This is a genomic window from Mycobacterium sp. P4_H6, assembly GCF_056400845.1.
In genome coordinates this window covers 17,781-36,637 of sequence record NZ_JBFUKN010000071.1, presented here as the reverse complement: position 1 = coordinate 36,637, position 18,857 = coordinate 17,781, and the positions used below count along the sequence as shown (strand labels likewise).

General features: G+C 63.0%; 20 protein-coding genes and 1 pseudogene. 7 read left to right on the top strand and 14 right to left on the bottom strand.

What is annotated here, in order from left to right:
- The 3 genes from AC1DTF_RS24045 to AC1DTF_RS24035 all read left to right on the top strand — a co-directional run.
- Positions 1-992 (top strand): IS1096 element passenger TnpR family protein (locus tag AC1DTF_RS24045; protein WP_477475893.1); only part of this gene is annotated, 992 nt, incomplete at its 5' end.
- 94 nt (positions 993-1,086) lie between these two features.
- On the top strand, positions 1,087-1,329 hold the full coding sequence (locus AC1DTF_RS24040) for a type II toxin-antitoxin system Phd/YefM family antitoxin (protein ID WP_067999278.1): 243 nt from the start codon (positions 1,087-1,089) through the stop codon (positions 1,327-1,329).
- Positions 1,326-1,715 carry a type II toxin-antitoxin system VapC family toxin gene (locus AC1DTF_RS24035; protein ID WP_105363142.1) on the top strand — a complete coding sequence of 130 codons (390 nt, stop codon included), beginning with the start codon at positions 1,326-1,328 and terminating at the stop codon, positions 1,713-1,715. Before AC1DTF_RS24040 ends, AC1DTF_RS24035 begins: the two co-directional genes overlap by 4 nt.
- A 54-nt stretch (positions 1,716-1,769) precedes the next feature.
- Here the strand turns inward: AC1DTF_RS24035 and AC1DTF_RS24030 are convergent.
- From AC1DTF_RS24030 to AC1DTF_RS24010, 5 genes and pseudogenes are all read right to left on the bottom strand, one after another.
- Positions 1,770-1,955: pseudogene (locus tag AC1DTF_RS24030) on the bottom strand (NrtR DNA-binding winged helix domain-containing protein); the annotation flags it as partial.
- Between the two features lie 36 nt (positions 1,956-1,991).
- Positions 1,992-2,648, bottom strand: coding sequence for a DUF6398 domain-containing protein (locus tag AC1DTF_RS24025; RefSeq protein WP_477475892.1), 657 nt, complete (start codon positions 2,646-2,648; stop codon positions 1,992-1,994).
- Positions 2,645-2,869 carry a hypothetical protein gene (locus tag AC1DTF_RS24020; RefSeq protein ID WP_477475891.1) on the bottom strand — a complete coding sequence of 75 codons (225 nt, stop codon included), beginning with the start codon at positions 2,867-2,869 and terminating at the stop codon, positions 2,645-2,647. The genes AC1DTF_RS24025 and AC1DTF_RS24020 overlap by 4 nt, the downstream gene beginning before the upstream one ends.
- A 96-nt stretch (positions 2,870-2,965) precedes the next feature.
- Complete coding sequence (locus AC1DTF_RS24015; RefSeq protein WP_477475890.1) at positions 2,966-3,304, bottom strand: hypothetical protein; 339 nt, start codon at positions 3,302-3,304, stop codon at positions 2,966-2,968.
- A gap of 444 nt (positions 3,305-3,748) precedes the next feature.
- Positions 3,749-3,955, bottom strand: coding sequence for a hypothetical protein (locus tag AC1DTF_RS24010; RefSeq protein ID WP_477475889.1), 207 nt, complete (start codon positions 3,953-3,955; stop codon positions 3,749-3,751).
- A 249-nt stretch (positions 3,956-4,204) separates the two neighbouring features.
- Between AC1DTF_RS24010 and AC1DTF_RS24005 the strand changes: the two genes are divergently transcribed.
- The 3 genes from AC1DTF_RS24005 to AC1DTF_RS23995 all read left to right on the top strand — a co-directional run bounded on the left by AC1DTF_RS24005 (position 4,205) and on the right by AC1DTF_RS23995 (position 7,045).
- A complete protein-coding gene (locus tag AC1DTF_RS24005) occupies positions 4,205-5,092 on the top strand; it encodes an HNH endonuclease (RefSeq protein ID WP_477475888.1) in 888 nt (295 codons plus the stop codon).
- A 414-nt stretch (positions 5,093-5,506) separates the two neighbouring features.
- Positions 5,507-6,178, top strand: a complete 672-nt coding sequence (locus tag AC1DTF_RS24000; RefSeq protein WP_477475887.1) for a hypothetical protein — start codon at positions 5,507-5,509, stop codon at positions 6,176-6,178.
- Between the two features lie 588 nt (positions 6,179-6,766).
- Complete coding sequence (locus AC1DTF_RS23995; protein WP_477475886.1) at positions 6,767-7,045, top strand: hypothetical protein; 279 nt, start codon at positions 6,767-6,769, stop codon at positions 7,043-7,045.
- A gap of 553 nt (positions 7,046-7,598) precedes the next feature.
- Here the strand turns inward: AC1DTF_RS23995 and AC1DTF_RS23990 are convergent.
- The 8 genes from AC1DTF_RS23990 to AC1DTF_RS23955 form a co-directional block, all read right to left on the bottom strand.
- Complete coding sequence (locus AC1DTF_RS23990) at positions 7,599-10,454, bottom strand: DNA methyltransferase (protein ID WP_477475885.1); 2,856 nt, start codon at positions 10,452-10,454, stop codon at positions 7,599-7,601.
- 159 nt (positions 10,455-10,613) lie between these two features.
- The gene (locus AC1DTF_RS23985; RefSeq protein ID WP_477475884.1) at positions 10,614-11,588 is read right to left on the bottom strand and encodes an ImmA/IrrE family metallo-endopeptidase; all 975 of its coding nucleotides are present in this window, start codon (positions 11,586-11,588) and stop codon (positions 10,614-10,616) included.
- Entirely contained in the window at positions 11,585-12,187 is a 603-nt protein-coding gene (locus AC1DTF_RS23980; RefSeq protein WP_477475883.1) for a hypothetical protein, read from the bottom strand. The genes AC1DTF_RS23985 and AC1DTF_RS23980 overlap by 4 nt, the downstream gene beginning before the upstream one ends.
- 424 nt (positions 12,188-12,611) lie before the next feature.
- Positions 12,612-13,265: a DsbA family protein gene (locus tag AC1DTF_RS23975; protein ID WP_477475896.1), complete on the bottom strand. Its 654-nt coding sequence runs from the start codon at positions 13,263-13,265 to the stop codon at positions 12,612-12,614.
- 356 nt (positions 13,266-13,621) lie between these two features.
- Positions 13,622-13,810 (bottom strand): hypothetical protein, encoded by a 189-nt coding sequence (locus tag AC1DTF_RS23970; protein ID WP_477475882.1) that lies wholly within the window; start codon positions 13,808-13,810, stop codon positions 13,622-13,624.
- Between the two features lie 80 nt (positions 13,811-13,890).
- Positions 13,891-14,106 carry a hypothetical protein gene (locus AC1DTF_RS23965; protein WP_477475881.1) on the bottom strand — a complete coding sequence of 72 codons (216 nt, stop codon included), beginning with the start codon at positions 14,104-14,106 and terminating at the stop codon, positions 13,891-13,893.
- Between the two features lie 87 nt (positions 14,107-14,193).
- Complete coding sequence (locus AC1DTF_RS23960; protein WP_477475880.1) at positions 14,194-15,279, bottom strand: fatty acid desaturase family protein; 1,086 nt, start codon at positions 15,277-15,279, stop codon at positions 14,194-14,196.
- A 201-nt stretch (positions 15,280-15,480) separates the two neighbouring features.
- Positions 15,481-16,677, bottom strand: a complete 1,197-nt coding sequence (locus AC1DTF_RS23955) for an oxygenase MpaB family protein (RefSeq protein WP_477475879.1) — start codon at positions 16,675-16,677, stop codon at positions 15,481-15,483.
- A 57-nt stretch (positions 16,678-16,734) separates the two neighbouring features.
- Here AC1DTF_RS23955 and AC1DTF_RS23950 point away from each other — a divergent pair, with 57 nt between their 5' ends.
- Entirely contained in the window at positions 16,735-17,361 is a 627-nt protein-coding gene (locus tag AC1DTF_RS23950) for a TetR/AcrR family transcriptional regulator (RefSeq protein ID WP_477475878.1), read from the top strand.
- Between the two features lie 183 nt (positions 17,362-17,544).
- On the opposite strand, the gene AC1DTF_RS23945 is transcribed toward AC1DTF_RS23950, so the two are convergent.
- On the bottom strand, positions 17,545-18,456 hold the full coding sequence (locus AC1DTF_RS23945) for a hypothetical protein (protein WP_477475877.1): 912 nt from the start codon (positions 18,454-18,456) through the stop codon (positions 17,545-17,547).
- Between the last annotated feature and the right edge of the window lie 401 nt (positions 18,457-18,857).

Below are 18,857 nucleotides of genomic sequence, written 5' to 3'. Positions count from 1 at the left end.
TGAGTGAGCCCGGCGACCGGCTGAGCTATGTCTATGACTACGGCGATTTCTGGGAACTGACACTGGAACTCGAACAGGTACTCACTCCGATGGACGACTACCCCGCCGCCGTGGTCATCGACGGCGAACGGGCCGCACCGCCCGAGGACTGCGGCGGGATCACCGATGCCGTGCAGCTCGCCACGGTGCTACCTGATCCGGAACTGTTCGAACTCGCGCGGCTCAACGAGGCACTGCACGGTCCCTTCTTCTCCGCAGTGCTGGCCGGGCTGGATTCGCGGCTCATCGCCCTGTTGAGCCGGTTGCCGGACAGTCCCGTGCTCGTCAACTTCGTCGCGGGCCTTGCCCAGTTGAGTTCGGCACCCACCATCGTCGACGACGACATCCTGCGAGCCAATCTGACCGCACACCAATGGTTCTTGGACCGGGCGGTGAAGGACGCCATCCCGTTGACATCGGCCGGCTATCTGAAACCCTCTGACGTGACCGCCGCAGCAGCGGTGGTGCCGCAGGTGGCCGAGTGGATGGGCAAGAACAACCGTGAAGCGAATTGCCCTGCACTGCTGAACTTTCGGGAGTCCTTGCAGGCGATGGGATTGCTGCGCAAGCTGAAAGGCTCGCTGGTGATGACCAAGGCCGGCATCGCCGCCCAGCGCGATCCGGCGGTGTTGTGGCGCCATCTCGCATCGCGACTGATTCCCTCTGACGGCGAAGCGTTCGAATGCCACGCCACGCTGTTGTTCCTGGCACAGGCCGGCGGCGCGGAGGACAGCGGCGTTCGGTTCAAAGGCATCGCCGAAGCGTTGACCCAGCTGGGCTGGCGTCGCGAGGACGGTGAACCCGTCCCGTCAGACGTGCTGTACCGGCTGACCGCGCACGATGTGCTGGTCAACGTTTGCGATCGGCCGCGGCGGCTCGCCGACCTCAACTGGATCGGTCCTGCAGCTGCCGCGTTGGCAAGGGCGGCGCTGCGGGCCGGGCGTCTTACTTGAGGCGGAAGGCCTGATCGCTTGCTGCCCTCGGCCTACCGATCTTATTACGCTAGTTACGCTAGCGCGATTAGCTTCTCCGATCTACCATGGGCGTATGGAAAGCACGGTGACCAGCACGGAAGCCAAGAACCAGCTGAATCGCATCCTGGCCGAAGTTGAACGGACCGGCGCATCTGTGACCATCACGAATCATGGCCGCCCCATTGCCAGGCTGGTACCGGTGCAGCCCCTTCCGCGCACATTCGGCCAGTTGCCAGCCCTGCGCATCCCCCATGACTTTGATGAACCGCTGCCCGAGGCCGAACTACACGCATGGGACGGCGCAGACGAGTCGTGAACGTTCTTCTGGACACCCACACCCTCCTATGGCTGGCCAGCTCACCGGCCGAAGTGGAGGCCGCAGCCATGGCAGAGCTGATCAAACCCGAAACCCACGTCGTCGTCAGTGCCGCTTCCGCGTGGGAAATCGCCATCAAAACCAGGATCGGGAGACTCGATGGTGAGGCGTTACTGTCGGCTTGGCCGGACATCATTGCCGGCATGAGCGCCGTGGAATTGCCCATCGAGTCTGCCGACGCGATCCTCGCCGGACGGCTCCCGTGGCAACACAAGGACCCATTCGATCGGGCGATCGTGGCGCAGGCACTGCGCCGCAACCTCACCGTTGCCACTCGTGACGACAAGATCATCGACGCTGCGCTGGTTGCCGTGATCAGGGCCTGATCACGGCCATCAGTAGGAGATGTTGGCGCTGGCGAGCGCCGCTTGAAAGTCAAGTCAGGTGTGAAGTGCGTTGCGCCGGAACAGTTCAGCCGGACGCCCCCGACCGAGGGCCACGCGTTCACCGGTGGGCTCCAGGTGCGGCTCCATGGCGCGCCGAAAGGTGTCGCGCTGCAACTTCTCCCCCACGATCGCCTCATGCACCAACCGCAGATCCCGCAGGGTGAACTCGTCGCCGAGCAGCCGGCTCGCTCGTGCGTGTAGCCGGGAGTGGATCCGTCAGTCTGCCGAAATCCGCTGTCGGAGATGATCACGGCGCCCGATGATCCATTCCCGGCGGGCGGAGACCAGATAGTCCGGCGATCCGAGTTTCACATCGAAGGAGTCCGACGGAAAACCGCCGGCCCGCAGCATCACCTCCCCGCGCTGGGACGGGCTGCTCTTGATATCGAAGTGCCGCACGATGTCCGATGTTCGCAGTCGGCTTCCGTAGTCGAACATTCCGTTCGCCTTGCCGGCGATCCACACCACGGCCGCTGCCGCGGTTTCCACGCGACCTTTGCGCCGGAACACCTGCGGGGCGCAGGACGCCACGCGAGCCAATACCCGTCGGCACACCGTGCGGTACTCGACGTCGAGCAGCGCATCGCAGCACCGGTCGGTCAACTCGAGCACCTCGGCGGCGCGGGTGTCGATGTCATCAGGGATGCGCGACCAGTCGAACGGCTCGTCGGGCAACGGTGCGGTGTCGAGTGCGTCCAACTGCTCATGACCGCCGACTCCCTTTGCGAGGCCGTCCAATTCCAGCTCCTCGAACCAGTTTGGTTCGATCGACTCGTCGAGCCCGCGCGGATCGAATCCGAGGGCACCGAACGACTGCCGGGGTGCACCGATCGCCCGCAGATACTCGGGGGTCCAGGCATCGATGGCGTTCAAAGTCTGGCTGTGAGGTCCGCCCGCACAGCCGATTCGTCGCGCACGAAACGCACGAAGGCCCGCAGCAGCGCGGGCGCCAGGGCCAGGGCCAGGCCCTCGGTTGCAGCTATCACCTTGCGGGGCAGCCAGTCTGCCAACAGCATTTCGATGCGCACGTCGCTCCAGCGCAACGGGTCACCTGGTCCATAGTCGTTGGCACACCACAATATTGAGTCAAGCAAGCCGCGATGATCTGCGTCGTCGAAAGCACGTCCCGACAGAGAGCCGAAAAACCCGTCGGCGAGCAGATCAAGCTTGTCGGTGTTCCATAGTGGGCGTTAATAGCCGGCTCCGTCGGCCGGCAGTATGCGGGTGATCCACTCGACCAAGGGGCGACAACCCGGCCAGGAATAGATTCCCAGCGGCGGGAAGGTGCGAGCCGCCAAGTCGATCGCGGGTTCGATCGACGCGCGGGCATCGGCGAGGCTCAATTCCTCCCACGTCGTGTCCGGGTCATCGTCGAGGCTCTGGTATCGGCCGACGATGTACTCGATGGATTCGCGAATCACAAAGTCGTCCTTGACCAGTTTCCCCATGTTGTCGACGTAGAAACACAGGTGGCCTTGTAGCCGCCCGCCACCCGCGCGCCGACCATGATGTTGTGTTGTCGCCGTCACCAAGGATATGCGTCATGCGGACAGGGCGGTACGCCGACGTCTGGTCCAGCCGACTCAGCCAGTCCGGTGTGGTGTGATCCCGGGCGGCCAGTTCGCGTCGGATACGTGCCCGGAGGATCTCGTCGTCGGCGAGGGCGGCGATGACGGCCAGTTGTGCCGAGGTCTCGAGTGCCGCGATGTCGATGAACATCGCCGCCAGCTCTTCGCGGCTCATTGCGTCGCTGGCGGCGCGCGGACGGGTTCCCCTTGCCGCCGGGATCCAGCGCGGTCAGCAGCGTACCGACATGGCTGAGCAGATGCAGCGGGTCGGGGTCGGTCATCGCCGCGCGCACCGCACCCATCAGGTCGGGTTCGGCCGGCGCGCCGCCGCGAGGGCGCTTGGCTTTCGACATGAAACACCGCACGACGCCACGAACTGGAGTCGCGGCACCAAGTATTGCTTCGTCAGGCGCCGGCGCCGCGCGCGTGTTCGATCTGGTACTCGATCTCCGGGTAGGCCTGAACCCGCGCCATGACCGCGTCCACTGCCGAGCCCGTACGCGTGGAGTCCGGTGTGGCCTGGATGCCGTAGAGCATGCCGCTGAGCTTGCCGTGCAGCTCGGCCCGCTGCTCGGCGACGCGGGCATCCTCGCGGTCGGTGCGCAACGACATGTCGATGAGTTGGGCCTCGACGGCGCACTGTGCGATCAGTTCGACCGCTCGATGGCGTTGTCTACAGCAGTTGCGGCGTTGTAGGGGCAACCCGACCCGCCTGTTTGGATTGCGGATAAGCCTCGCCGCGAGGACAACGAGTCCAGCGCTAACGGCGGCTCTGCGTTCTTAGATGGCGTCCATAGCCAACCAACACAACCGGCACTCCGCTTTCAGCTCTTGACTACGGTTTGATGGCAAACTTTCTCCATGGACAGTCAGGTCGAGTTGCAGCTGCGAAGAATGATCTTCGATAGGTTGGAACAAATTCGGACCGAACAAGGCGCGGCTACCCGAGCTGATCTGGAAGCGCTGCGAATAGACACGGGCGAGGTGCGTCGTGTCATCGATCAGAGCGGGGGTATTTGGAACCCCACCGATCTAAGCGCCACGCTGTCCGTGGTGTCGAGCCCTGACGGCCCATATACGGACGCCGACATTGGTGATTCCCTGCTCGCGTATGACTACCGAGTCGGTAGCACCAACGGGAGCAACCGCAAGCTACGCCGCGCCCACGAGCTCGATCTACCAATCATCCTGCTGCGCAAGATAAAGACCGCCTTGTTTGTCCCAATCTTCCCTGTCTATGTCGTTGCTGATGACATTGACAACCGTCAGTTCATCCTTGCTCTCGACGAGAGCCTGCGGTTCGTATCAGACCCATTGCACTTAAAACCTGGCGAGCGCGAGTACGCGGAGCGGATGGTCAAACTGCGACTCCACCAACCTGAATTTCGTGGCCGGATACTCGTGGCGTACGAGCAGCGCTGCGCCGTCTGTTCTCTCAAACACGGAGAGCTGCTAGATGCGGCGCACATCATCGCTGACAGCAAACCCCACGGACTTCCAATTGTCGAAAACGGCTTGAGCCTTTGCAAGATTCATCACGCCGCCTACGATGCGAATCTTCTCGGAGTGTCGCCCGACTATGTCGTCAGCATTAACAGAGACCTCATGATGGAGGTCGATGGCCCGATGCTTCGGCACGGATTGCAAGAGATGAACGGGCGCAGCCTCGTTCTGCCACCGCGGCGAACAGATCGCCCGTCAAGAGAACGACTTGCCGAACGCTTTGACGAATTTCGTGCAACAGGCTAAACCCATACGCGAATTCCCCCTCGTATACCCGAAGGGCCCCCGCGGGTCGCTCTCCACGAAACTACGCAGCGCATAACACGCCTCACCGGCCCGCCGCGCTGGTTCGATCTCGCATTCCCGCCCCGTCAGATCTGCCGCCAGCTCTAGCCGTCGTGCCAGACGTCCCTGCATTGACCTCGACGCAGACAATGCCGGTGCCCTCGAACGCGACCAGCAAATCCACCTCGTGACACGAGATTGATCCTTCCAGCAAGGACGAGTCCTCACAATTCAGGAGTCAACCAAACTGGCGCAGTCCCAAAGGACCGACAGCGCGCGATGGCTATCAACCCGAGGAACCATTCTCTGCCACTGATCTTCGATCCTAGAGCGAAAAGGAAGAGCGACTACCAGCGGCGATGTCACACTGGAGGCGTGCCTGACGCCGCCAGCTCGTGGATGTACTCGCCCTTCATTCACGCGCTGCGGGACCTATCGCCGCTCATCACCGCGGTCATCGCGTTGCTTGCCGCAGGCATCGCATGGTGGAACATCAATAAGCAGATCCGCGCCAACGCCGGCAATCTCGACAAACAGATAGCTGCCAACGCGGCCGAAGCTGCCCGCAGTCGTGACGCGCAGGCCGCCGAAGCTGTACGTAGTCGCGAAGCGCAGTCGGCTGAGGCTCGCCGCGGGCGACAATCACAGATTGAACGCGAAGTCCGAAGCGAACGACGCGATGCGCTCGTGAACGTAGCGCGGATCGTGCATGAACTCCGGGAACTCGCGAACGACATCTACTGGATCCGGCAGAGCGCGACTGACCGGACAGGTCTCCTTAACTACGACCACTCTGCGGAAGCGACCAAAGCTATCGATCAGAAGATCAACGCCGCCGAGACAGAGTTGCTTGTGCACAGCAGTATTCTCGCCGTACTAGGGCTACAGGAGTGTGTGCAGAAGCTGGACGAATTCCGGTATGCGTTCACCGACTACCTCAACGGCCGGGTCCGGGAGCGTGACGTGTCGGAAGTCCACTACGCCGGCCGTGAACTTGTCGAGTTGTTCGCCTCGACCATCGCCGCCACCACTGAATCGGACCCGTGATCCCGATTCCTCCTGTGCTCAACCGAAGCCAGTCCACATCCGATGAACTGCGGCTTCGACAGCACATGTACGTGCTATCAACAAACCCGTGACCTTCATGTCGCCGATATGCGCCACGCTTCCGATTTATGCGGTAAGTGCGACCGCCTTCGGACCAGTCCAGCACCCGGCGAGCCGGGGGATCACTTTTCCCACTCCGCCCCAACACGCGCAAGCTCCCTCCTGCCGTCGACATAGAGACGCTCGGCGGCCCAACACAGGAAGTGATGCGCGTCCTCGCGCGGGACGCGGAAGTCGAACCCCCTGCTGTTCGTCCAGAACGATGCACCCGAGCCCCGCCCCTTGGATGCAGGCCCTGGACTGTCCCCGGTGGTATCAGTTCACGTTCACTACTGTCGCCGATGCGCCGAGGTTTATGGATTCTTCGACTGTCGGGGTAGGCGGGTACGAAGACGGCAGGCCGACGCTCGGCACCCAAGGCCACTTCGGTGGCTACGCGATGCTTGACGAAGCAGCCCGCGCCAACTACCCGGACGATGCGGGAATCACGCTGACTGATCGCCACCGCGCAGCTGCGTTGGCGAGTGCATGGGAGCGATCGGTACGGACGTCATCGTGACCGCCGCGCCTACTGTCGGGCGCCATGACGTTGCCGACAACGACCTCGTCGTGAGCGTGATGACGACCCAGCTGGTTCCGCTATTCGGCCACTACCTCCGCGTGACCAGCAATTCCGTACTGACAACGGATAAAGGGCAATTGGTCGGTGGCGGTAGCTATCAGCAGATGTTGAATGCGACGTCCGTTGCAGACCTGTATCTGGGCGGCATCAACGACTCGACCCGCACCTGCACGCCATCCAACTGATGGCAACTTTGGACCGTGACTTCAGTCTTGTTCCGTCGATGGAAGCAGTTGCGCTGCGTCTCACCCGGGCCGCGCGTGCACTGGACCACCTGCACGCAGTGCTCAGCAACGGCACGGCAAACAACATTGAGCGATCCGATACGTCCGAAGCGGCCGTGGACAGATCGTGATGAGCGTGACGTGTGGCCGTGCACGGGCACTATCACGCGCCCGTGCACCGGCGCTGCGTCGTCCGAGGCTGTCGGGTCCGAGTGTCACCGTCACCTTGCTCAGCGTCGGATTGGGGGCACCGACGTTTGGGTCTAGCTCCACGTAGGTGCCGTCTAACGCTGCGTCGCTCAGTTATGAGGCTGGCCCCGGGAGGCCGATCCGCCGACAATCGACGCCGCCGAGGATCATCGCGCACTGCCCGATACGCCGAGCCCCCCGCTCCGAGGTTGGGACCACAGGTTGCCGTGCACCAGGTAGCCGCCACCGACGCAGACCGCGGATCGGGATATCGCCAGCGGATTCGTGCTCCCCGAATGGGGATACGATCTGTTCGGCACGGAGGTCAGACCTCGGCGCGCGTCATCTCCAGAAATCGTGCGAAGAGTACGTCGAGCCGCTGCGCGGCAGTGGTTAGCTTCCGCGGGGCGCCAAAGGCCACATCGACGATTCGATCGAGCGCGTCGTGTGCCTTCGTCAGTTCAGGTTTCATAGCCAGCGGTTTGTATTGGTCGGCCAGCGATCGGTGAGGCTGCAGCGCACGGGCTGCCAGAATCCCTTCGCCCGCGCCGATGATCCGCTTTCGGGTTGCGCCTGGCATTGCGGGCAGCGGGAAGTTGTTCCACACGATGGTGTTCGAGAATGATGGGTCCGATTTGTTTCGCCCGCCGACAGCAAGCTGCCAGGTCAGGAACATCGATGAGGAGATCATCGCAAAGAGGTAGCCATCCGGATCATCCGCCGTGAACAGCTTGATCGAGGCGATGGTGTTTTCGTCGAGGCGCGCCACCGTGGCGTAGCGGCGATCGCGTGTGAAGGTCTGCGGGATACCAAGGTAGTCGCCTTCAGGCTGGCGGTTTTCGCCAAAGACGTGTGGCCACGCGGCGGCGCGAAGAGTCGCGGCGCGGTTGGATTCTGAGCGCAGCTTCTTCACTTCGCCAATGCGGCGTTTCAGCTCCGGGCTCTTGTCCGGGTCCTGCGGATCGAGGTCGACCATCCACAGGCACCACCGGCCGACGTTGTTGATCAGTTCTTTGCCGCCGACGTACGGACGCAGATACTTGGCGGCCACGAGATCCTTTACTAGCGCTTCGTATTCGTCCGATTCGGTGATCGTGTAACGCTCCCAATCAACGGCTTTCGATCCCGAGAGGATCGGCGGCAGCACCGGTGACAGCAGCGTCATGCGCTTCCCCACCAGCACGTTGGGGCCGTCGACCAGGTAAGGGTTCACGCCCACGGTGATGGGTACCTCGTGCGGCGGGGATGTGACAGTGGCGTAGTCCCACATTCGCTGTTTCACGCCGCGGTCGCGGGTGAAGCCGATAACTACGCAGTGGACCTGCGCCTCGCCAGCTGCCTCAGAAGTCCATTCGAAGGTTCTGTGCGCAAACTTGATTCGCCACCCACTGTCGATGATGAGACCAAAGAACGTGGCAACAGGCTGTCCTTGCGCAATGCTATTTGTGGCGACATAGGCGAACTCGCCGGCGCGCTCTTTCAAGAATGCGATGGACTTCGCATGCCATCCCGTCACGTAGTCGAGGTACCCGTCGTAACGGTCACCCCACGTGAGCCGCATGTCTTCTACCTGCTCGTCCGATTTCTCCTTCTGCCCCGCGAACGGCGGGTTTCCAAAGACGTAGATGAGCGGGGACACCGGGATCTCACTGTTCCAATCCATCCGCAGCGCGTTTCCGTGGTGGATGTGTGCGGTGATCTCGATCGGCAGGCGCTTCGGGGCGTCACCTATGGCATCGGCAAGCTCCTTGTTCGCCTGGTGGTCGACGAGGAACATAGCGGTCTCTGCGATTTTCGCGGGCCACCAGTTGATCTCGAATCCGTGGAACTGGTCGATCGTCAGCTTCTGGTCAAGTGAGATGTCGAATGACGCCGTGGCCTGCTTCTGTTTGCTGCGAAGTGCGACGATGATAGCCGTCTCGATTGCGCGCAACTCCCGATACGCGACCACGAGGAAGTTGCCACAGCCGCACGCGGGGTCAAGGAATATCATCTGCGCCAGCCGCGCTTGGAACTTCAGCAAGTCAGCTTCGGAGGTGGATTTGTTCCTGATGAGTCGCTGCGCTTCATCGCGAAGCTGGTCGAGAAACAGCGGCTCGATCACCTTGAGGATGTTCTCTTCGGTCGTGTAGTGCTCGCCACCCGCCCGCCGGGCTTCTTTCGACTTCACGAGCTGAAACATGGCTCCGAAGACAGCCGGGGAGATCCGGTTCCAACGAAAACGGCACGCAGCGATTAGCGCGTCGCGAAACGATCCATCGAAGAACTCTGGCGCGAGCGCATCGTTAAATAGCGATYCGTTTACGTGTGGGAACCGTGCAATCAATCCGTTCAGGGCACCCCGCCGCCGGCCATCTGGGGTGTTCAATACATGGAACAGCGCGGCCATCTGCGACCCGAGATTGTCTGGACGGGTCTCCTCCAGTACCCACCGGTAGAACAGGTCGGCTTCCCAGAGGCCGGCATCGTCGCCGAATAACAGAAACAGCAGTCGCGTCATCCACATCGATGACCGCTGGACTGCGGCGTCTTCGTCTTCTGGGTTGCGGGCGGCCTCGTCGCCTACACCAGAATCCGCGTCGGCTCCGAGCATTGCCGTGTACATCCCGGCCATTAGTTTCGATGCCTGGACGGATGCCTCGACTTCTTCTCGTTTCGTGACCTCCTCCTGTCCGGCAAGGAACTTGAGCAGGTCGAGGTGGTCGATGACCTCGTCGATCGTAAAGCGCCAGGTCTGGGTTTCTTCGCCGAGCCTCGTCAGGCGGAAGTTCTCGAAGTCGGCGACCATGACGAACCGCGGCCACTCATGCTGGCCGATTGATCCGCCGGCGAGGTAGTCATGGACTTGCTCGTAGGCGCCGTCGAGGTCACCGCCGAGGCTCTTCGCTTCTCCGATCACGACGCTGGACCAGAACAGATCGATGAATCCGGTATTTCCCGTCGTGGCACGGCGAGCGTCGCGCTCGAACAAGCTGATTCGCTCAGGGATCACGCCGAAGCACTTCAGCAGATCCGACCAGAACTGCTGGGCGAACGACTTCTCGGTGTGGCCAGCGCCGGTCTTTCGCCAGTCATCGATCTGTCCGCGCCAATGACGGGAGAAGTCTCTGAGCTTGCGTTCTGCGCTAGCTCGATCGAAGACATTGTCAGGCGTAGCGGTCACGCCGCTCACAGTAGACATTGCTACAGCTGTCTCCCGAAAGGGCACGCCGCAAGCTGCCCGCGACCGGCTCTCTGCGCCGGTACGCATCACAGATCCTATTGCCGGTCACGGGAACGTGTCATCAGCCCGGTCATCAATCAAGAAGCCCGCCGACAAGCACCCGCGCACCCACCTGGGTCACGCCAACCGCAGGTGACTCCAGTTCAGGACGTCCCCCAGGTGCTTCGGATTCACACCGAGTTGTTTGGCAACGTTTTTGACCCCGCCGTGCAATTCGACCAGGCGCGCGAACAGTGTTCCCGTGGCGGGCGCGAACCCGCCTGGTTCGTTTCGGCGCCATCTCGACATTTGGATCTGCAGCGCGCGGTAGCGGGCGTCGTCGATGAAGTCTCGTTCGTGGGCGCGGTAGATGATCGCAGCAGCCGACACACCCCAGGAACGCTTCAGTGCGATGAAATCTGACAGTTTGGGCTTGTCTGGCATCGCAGCATCGAAGTCGTCCGGCGGTATCAGCAGCGATCCCGCAAACAGGTTGGCTTCGTTCTCGACAGAGTCGTGCCGCCGGTCGTGGAACATCAAGTGGCCACACTCGTGGCCGAGACTGTACCGAAAGCGGTCACCCGGAACGTTGGGGTCCAGCCCGATGACCGGCACGCTGGCTACCCATGCCGACAGCCCGTCGAGGCCAGGCAGGTTCGGCATCGGCACAAGGCACACACCGGCTCGTTCCACAAGCGAGGTCAGGTTTTGGATCGGTCCTGATTCTGACTGAGCCAAGATTGCCCGCATCTCGCCCGCAGCGTCTTCGATATCGTCACGGTTGGCTACCGGCGCTCGTCTACGCAAGAGGATGTCGGGAGCCTTCGGGGTTGCGCTGATCAGTTCCCCGAACACTTCGCCCGATAGCCGAAGCAGCTCTTTGGCTTTCTTCTTCGCAGCAGCGGATGTTGAAGCTCGCGCCCTGTGGATCGGCTCGGACATGTCAGGAAGCGTAAGCCGGTCGTTGCCGTAACCCAGTGCGGTGAGGTCACCGTTGAATCCACGCCTGCCGCTCTCGACGGCCGAGATCATGGGAGTCGAGATGCCGAGCATCTCGGCAAGGTCACCCTGGTTGATGCCCTCGATATCGCGGAAAGCTCGTAGCCTGTTCACGGACCCTCAGCCTCGCCGAAATCCACGTCATCTCCCAGATCGTCAAAGGGATCCGGGGCACCCTGATCGAACGCGCTGTTTCCGTTATCAGGCCCGCTTGGTCCAGAACTTTCGTACGGCCAGAAGCCCACAAGCTCAAGCTCGCCAGTCGGTAGAAGTCGCTTCCGGTTGACCGCCTGTTTGGTGGTACACGACCAAAGTCGCATGCCCCGAGGTTGAAACCCGTAGGCCAGCAGGTACGGAAGTCCCGCACTTACTTGCTTCTTGAAATCGTCGGGGTACGGGATCACCAGTTGTTCAGGCTGTCCCATCGCCGCTTCGATGTCGATCGCAGCCCTGCTACGGATGAGGTAGCTGCTGTCCAACTCGATATCGGTGACCTGCACACGACCCATCTCCGCGAACTCCGGGTGCAGGACAAATCGGTCCGACTGCGTGATCATGGCCTGCGCAATCGAGCGCATGGTGTGCGTCTTCTGCATCCGCGTGGGCGGCGTGCCATAGTTCGCGGTGAAGGTGCGCGACTCACCGGCGGCGCTGAGATAGGACTCGACCAACATCTGAGCGAAAGGGTCAACGCGATCGCGCTCAAGCAACATGCGCCGATACTACATTCACGGTAAAAATTTTACTGCGAATGTAGCGATCGGCGCGCCGCACCCGGTGCACCCAGGGCGCCGAGCGGATCAGCGCTCGTAACCAATCCACAGAACCACATCTCGATTCGCATACCGTGTACCGACATCCGTGGGCATGCGCTTCGGGCACATTCCCCCTCGAGGGGAGGTTCGGCCCGCGCAGGCGGTGAGTCGGACGCCTTATGCGGCCCAGTTGCTCCTTCCAGCCGCCTCCGGGGAGGCAGCGCTCCAAGCGTGGGGTTCGATGTCAGGAGCGGGTCGGACGTTGGGTACCGCCGTCCCCAACTGTTGGTCAGTCCTATGACACAAGAACGGCCCTCAAACCCCTGCAGTCACTAGCGGCAAACGTGGGCCGGGCAACCCCGTCCGAGCACCGCCTACAAGCTCAGCCCGGCAGCTGTGCCAACCAGTCGGCATCGGTGTCGACCGGCCGGCCGGTGATCACCACCAGCGGAACTCCCGGCTCGGGGAACTGATGCAACAGCGCCAGGTTGTTCTCTGCGATGGCCTGCGGGTCATGACCGATAGGTAAGCCGAATCGGATGAGGTCCTGGGCGGCCTGTGGTGCGCCGACGCTGCCGGCCAGCGCGGCCAGTTGGTCGTCACTGAGGTCGGTGGCGCCACCTTCTGTGGGCTGGTGCTCGGCGGAGAAGATCTGCTGTACGAAGCGCCAGGTGACGTCGCTGGACTGCGACTGACCGGCCACAACGAATGAGGCATAGATCGCCCGGACGTCGTAAGTGCCCGTCGCCGAGTACTTTTCGAGGAAGTTCACGAATCGCAAATTGACCTGCAGGCTGCCCGCCTCGACGCGCTTGCCGACCTCGTCACCCTGACTACGGATGAACTCCCCGCTGAAAGGACATAGCGGATCCAGGTAGAGATCGATCTGGGCGGGCGCAGTCGGGTCGCCGATGGAGATCGCATCCCCGGCCGGAGACGCCACGGCCGCGTGCGCCGACCCAGTGACCGGACCACCCATGAGCAGCGCCACGATGACACCGAGCACTGCGGCGACGATCCGCACGCTGCGATGCACCACCACCCTGTTCATGCATCCATCATCGCGCGCCGTGGCGTAGTTGTGCGCAACATGCTCAGATTGCCGCACCGGGAGGGTCGGGCGCCGGAACTATGGTCGTCCGATGACGACCGCCGGGCCCATCTGCAGCACATCGGCGTGCCGGAAGAATCGCCACTCGTAGACGAATGCTCTATCCAGCAGTAGAGATCTTGCCGGCAGTGACTGGCGGTTGAGGGGTGGCACTCGCACGAGTACCGGCTGATGGCTCCACGATTCGATTCCGACGCGGATGTCTCGCTGTAGGAGAGTCGGAGGCCTTGCCGCCCGGGCTGGCCGCGTCACGGGCGGCGTTCGCGGCTGATCGGTCCAGCCTAACCGCTGGACGCGAAGTAGAACGGTTCCCAATAGCCCATCTCGGCGATCGCCACGACTCTGAGTTCGCGGGTGCGCGCTGCATGCCCCGGGCACCGCTCCTCAACCGTAGCGTCGAAGCGGTAGGTCGAAGCAGCCGAGGACAACCCCGGAACCTGTTGTCCTCGTTGCTTCCCACGATCCTTCACGGATGCCAGTTTGTAGCTGCAATCCGTCGCCGGCATGGCCGCGTCGATGGAGTCACGCTGCTCGGCCGAAAGTCCGCCTTTCAACGAAGAACCGGAACCTGTTGTACGTCATGGGTGTTGAGACCTGCCACGAGCCGATCTGCCCACTCTTGTTGCTTGTCGGGACCGTAGTCACCCAGCGACAGTCCATCAGTATTAGACGGCAGCGTGAACAGCCACACCGTGACGGCCGCCGCGACCGCAAGTGCCGCCGCAGCAATCCATGAAACGCGTCGGTGCGCGCTGTACCACTTCATCGTGGATTCAATCCCCCGGATACCTCACATGCACGAAATCGACTGGGGCTCGCACATCACTGTAATCCGCTGAATCGGTGACGAAGACTAGCCTCGACGCTCGGGTAGAAGCCCATCCGGAATCCCCAACCCATGGATGATCCGCTGCGTCCGAAACAACTGGCGCGGAAGCGATGCCGTGTTGTACGGCAGGTCGTACTTCTCGCACAGCTGCCGCACCCGAACACTGACCTCAGGGAGCCGGTTGCTCGGCAGATCCGGAAACAGATGATGCTCGATCTGGTAGCACAGGTGTCCACCCGAGAGCGCCACCACAGGGCTCACCTCGAAGTTGGCCGTCCCGAGCATCTGCCGCAGATACCACTCGCCCTTGGTCTCGTCCTTGACCACCGCCGGGTCGAACGTCTCGGCGCCGTCGGGGATGTGCCCGCAGATGATGTTCACGTACACCCACAGGTTCCGGAGTGTGTTCGCCGTCAAGTTCGCGGCCAGCGTCCGACGCCACCGCCGCAGGCTCAGCGCGGGCAGGAACACGTAGTCCTTGGCCAACTGACGGGCGGCCTTGCCGACGAACTTCCGCCTCTCCTCCGCCAACACCGCCGGCTCACCCCGCAACTTCTCCGAGTGCAGCCCGTGCAGGGCGATGCCCCATTCGAACATCGCCGCCAACACCAGGTTTCGCAGCGGGGTCGCCAGGTACCACCAGCGCCACGGCTGGTCCTCCGTCACCCGCAGCAGCCGGTAGCCGATGTCCTCATCCATGCCCAGCACATTGCTGTAAACGTGATGCCGGTAGTTGTGCGAATACCGCCACTGCGCGGAATGCCCGACCATGTCCCACTCCCAGGTATTGGAGTGGATCTCGGGGTCGTTCATCCAGTCCCACTGGCCGTGGGAGATGTTGTGGCCGAGTTCCATGTTCTCGAGGGACTTCGCGTACGCCAGCGCAAGGGTCCCGACCAGCCAGCCCTTCTTCGACTTGCTGCCGGCGATCACCAGCCGCGACGCCACATCGAGCGCCCGCTGGACATGAATGACCCGCCGGATGTAGGCCGCGTCCTTCGCGCCGAGCGAGTCCTCGACGTCTTGGCGGATCGCGTCGAGTTCGTAGGCGATCTCTTCGACGTCCGCGCTACTGAGATGCAGGTAGCTGGGAACATCGGCGATCGCCATCAAGGTGTCCTCGGGTGGGTGCGGGATGAAGAGCGGCGCAATCCACCGCGAGCGTCAGACCGAGCCTAGAGCCTCTGGCTTAACGGCGAGTAATCGTGGCCCGCCGTCCTGGCGAAATGGCGGTGCGCACGGGTGCGCCATCGCCGCGCAAGGACCCAACAACCAGCACGAACACCCGCCCCGGACACGCTGAGAACGCGCTCAGGATCCCGCCGGGTGCCCGCCATGATCCGGGGCCGCATCCACCAGGTCATGCGCCATCCCGTACCGCTTACGCTGCTGCGCCATCACCAGTGGGTAGCCGGCCAGCGCCCGCCGGGTCCGCCACTGCGACACCCCGGGCACCGCGCCGAACACCCGGTTCACTCCCCCGACCACCGGGCCGATCACGGCGGGCAGATGCTTCAGCACCGTGTCCGGCACCCCCAACTTCGACGCCGCCTCATCACCGAGAAACGCGCGCGTCAGCCCGTTGACCACGGCGACACCCACGTCGTGCCCACCCACCGGCAACAGATCCGCGATCTCGACGGCCAGATAGTCATGGGTCAGCGCACGCACGAAGTCCCGGTCACCGTCATCCGGGTTGCTCCCGGTGAGCGCGTACAGCTCCTCGATCCGCACATGATCGGCCTCACACGTCGGATTGAGCTCAGGGCCAACCCCATTCAGGAATCCGACGTAGCGCCAGAAGTGGAAGATGTCGTCCAGCTCGCCGGCGGTGTACCGCACGCCGAGCTGCCGCATGGCGGTCAGCGCGATGTTCCCGAACTCGACGATGGTGAACGCCATGAAGCTCTGCGGGATCGGCGCACCCCAGGCCTGCGCGTCCCACGATCCGCTGTCCCACAGTGATTTCCGCACGAACGCGTGGATCAGCCGTACCCGCAGCGTCGTGGCGAAGCCGGCGCCGGAGCGTCGCAGCCCGCCGGGGGTCAGGATCGTCTCCATCCACGACCCGACCTCCAGCGAACGCACCGCTGCCTGGCTGGTGTAGCGGTTGGTGATCACCAGCGGCATGCCCGCGACCTGATTCATCGCCCCCTTGGTCAACGACGCTGCGCCCAGCACGATCCCGTAGGACGCCATGTGCCGCACCAGGTGCCCAGCAGCGCGATCCAACGCCGCATGGTCCAGCCATTCCGGCTCCGCGTCGACCTCGGCGAACAGCTCCCGCAACGTGGTCGGCGCGTCGGGCACCGCGTCGATGCCGTCGGCCAGCGCGGTGCGGAACATCGCCATGCCCGCGCCCTTGGGCAGCGCGGCGAAGGCCGCCACGACCGCGTCGGCCAACGGGTCGGCGACGTAAACGCCGCCCACCCAGTCCTGGCCGGCCTTCCCGTAGCGCTGCACGGCGATATCGGCCTGCGGAACGGCGGTTTCACTGGCAATACTCATGCCTCCATGCAAACATGAGAATTCCTCAGTTACTACTCACCTTTGAACGAGACGCCAATGGCCACCAAAGCCCGGTCCCGCCCTCAACAGCAGCGGGCCCGCGAGATGCGCCGCCGACTGCTCGATGCCGCGCTGCAGCTGATCACCAAACGCGGCATCCAGGCGCTCACCACCCAGGCCATCGCCGACACCGCGCACGTCAGCATCGGCACTGTGTACCGCTACTTTCCGGACCGCGCCGGCATCCTCGCCGAGCTCGTCGACGAGGCCACCCGCGACATCTCCTTCGAACTGGTCCGCGGGGTCAGCGCCGCCATGGACCGGGATGTCCCCGACGCCGCCCACATCGTCGTCGACACCCTCACCACGGCCTACGAGAAGCATGCCGCGATCCTGCACGCGGCGCTGAACTCCTCATCTTTCGACATCCCCGCCTACCTCAACCACACCGCGATGGACGAGATCGAACGAAGCCTGCTGCCGCTGGGCAGCGCCATCCCCGGTCGCGCCCGACCGGACCTCGACGCCGACCAACTCCAGGACCTGGTGTTCGTCACGATGGGCGTGACCTCGAGTGCCTGCCTACGCATCGCGCTGCAGCGCCCACCCGGCTCGGATCGCGACGCCATGGTCGCGCTGACCGCCAGGATGCTGGCGGCGGCGCTCACCCCGCCGCCGCCCTGAATCGGCAACCAATCGTCGAATACCACCCGGTGCTCAGTCGTGGTGCCGGCGAGGCGCAGTGTCGAGGAGTACCCATCCGTGTTGCGCAGACAATCCGGACCACGTTGGTTGCCGCATTGTCGGTTTATCCGTGTGCAACTGCCTGTTCCATCGGTGACGAGCGCTAACTGGCATGCGCGGAAGTCATTTCCCCACAATGGCTTCCGGGCGCCTCACCTCGATCACCTCACCTTTGATGGCCCAGTTTCGGCCAAATGGTGGCGCGGCGATTAACTCGCCTGCTACACAAAAGTGATCTGAGGGGTCCCACTTGACACCGTCACGGTAGGCGGATGCGAGCCGCGGCACGTTGCCGAGAACCCCGCGGCGCTGATCCAGCAAGTACTGCTCGATCGCGGTCGTATCGACCGGAATGATCGTGGAGATTCGCTTAGCGACGTCAGCCAAGCCCGTTGTGTCGGAATGAGACTGAAACGCAGTGATCACCCCGTCGAAGATCCCTTTCACCAATCCACCCCACACAGGCCGAGTTCCCTGCGGCGGGCGAACTTGGACTCTGACCGCGAACGTCGTATCCGGTAGGCGCGGCACCGTCGCAACCTCTGCCTCTGCGCGGGAGAGCGCGAGCCAAACTTGGGCAAGTTTCTTCTCGCCACTGAAGGCGCCCAAGTCGGCCCAGTCGAACGATGCGAGGGTCCGGCCGCGCTGCCAGTGAGCAAAGGAGCTCGACCGAGAAGCCAGCGAGTACCGATAGCAGAACGGATAGTCGGCCCCATCCGGGGCCGGAGGCACCGCGGAGCCGTGCTCAAAGCGGATTCCATTGCGTCCCGCAGTTCTGAACGAGCCGATGTTGTAGAGCACGATGTTCTCGACATCTGCGTTCGGAAGCTTGGGACCGAAAAAACTGGCTTCCAGTACCTGATCACCAGACGGCGTCAGCCGGTTGCACCGACTCCGGATCTCGTTTCGAACGCGAACTTGCCATTCCGGCAATCGGTCAAAGCGGATGTAGTCATCAGCCCATGCCTCGACGACTGAGCGGCCACTAGATGGGCCGTTAGCAACGGAACGCCGCTCGGGCGCCGACGCTGTCACCGCTCCTGCCTGATATCGAGACCGAATTGGACCGGACCGTCCCGGTCCGCACCCAAGCTGGCGAGGTGCTGTGTGGGGTCGGCCTGTGAGGTGTCCCCAGCCGGGCTGCAAATCCCACACGCAGCGACCGCTTGCCCCACCGCGCCGATTGCCCATTGCTGGAGTTCGGCGAAACGTTCCGAGCACACCTTCACGTACGGTCCGGTCCATGTTCCGCCCCGCGTTGGCCGACCGGAAATAGTGCGGCAGTCCGCGTGATGCGTGCGCGCGTAGGTCGCGTTGTATTTGCGCGGAATGTTGATGACAAATCCGTCGGGGTGCTCAGCTACCCACGCCAAGTAGCCACCATCGTCGTTCCGAAACTCAATAATCCCCGCCATGGGCTCACATTCTGCCGTCCA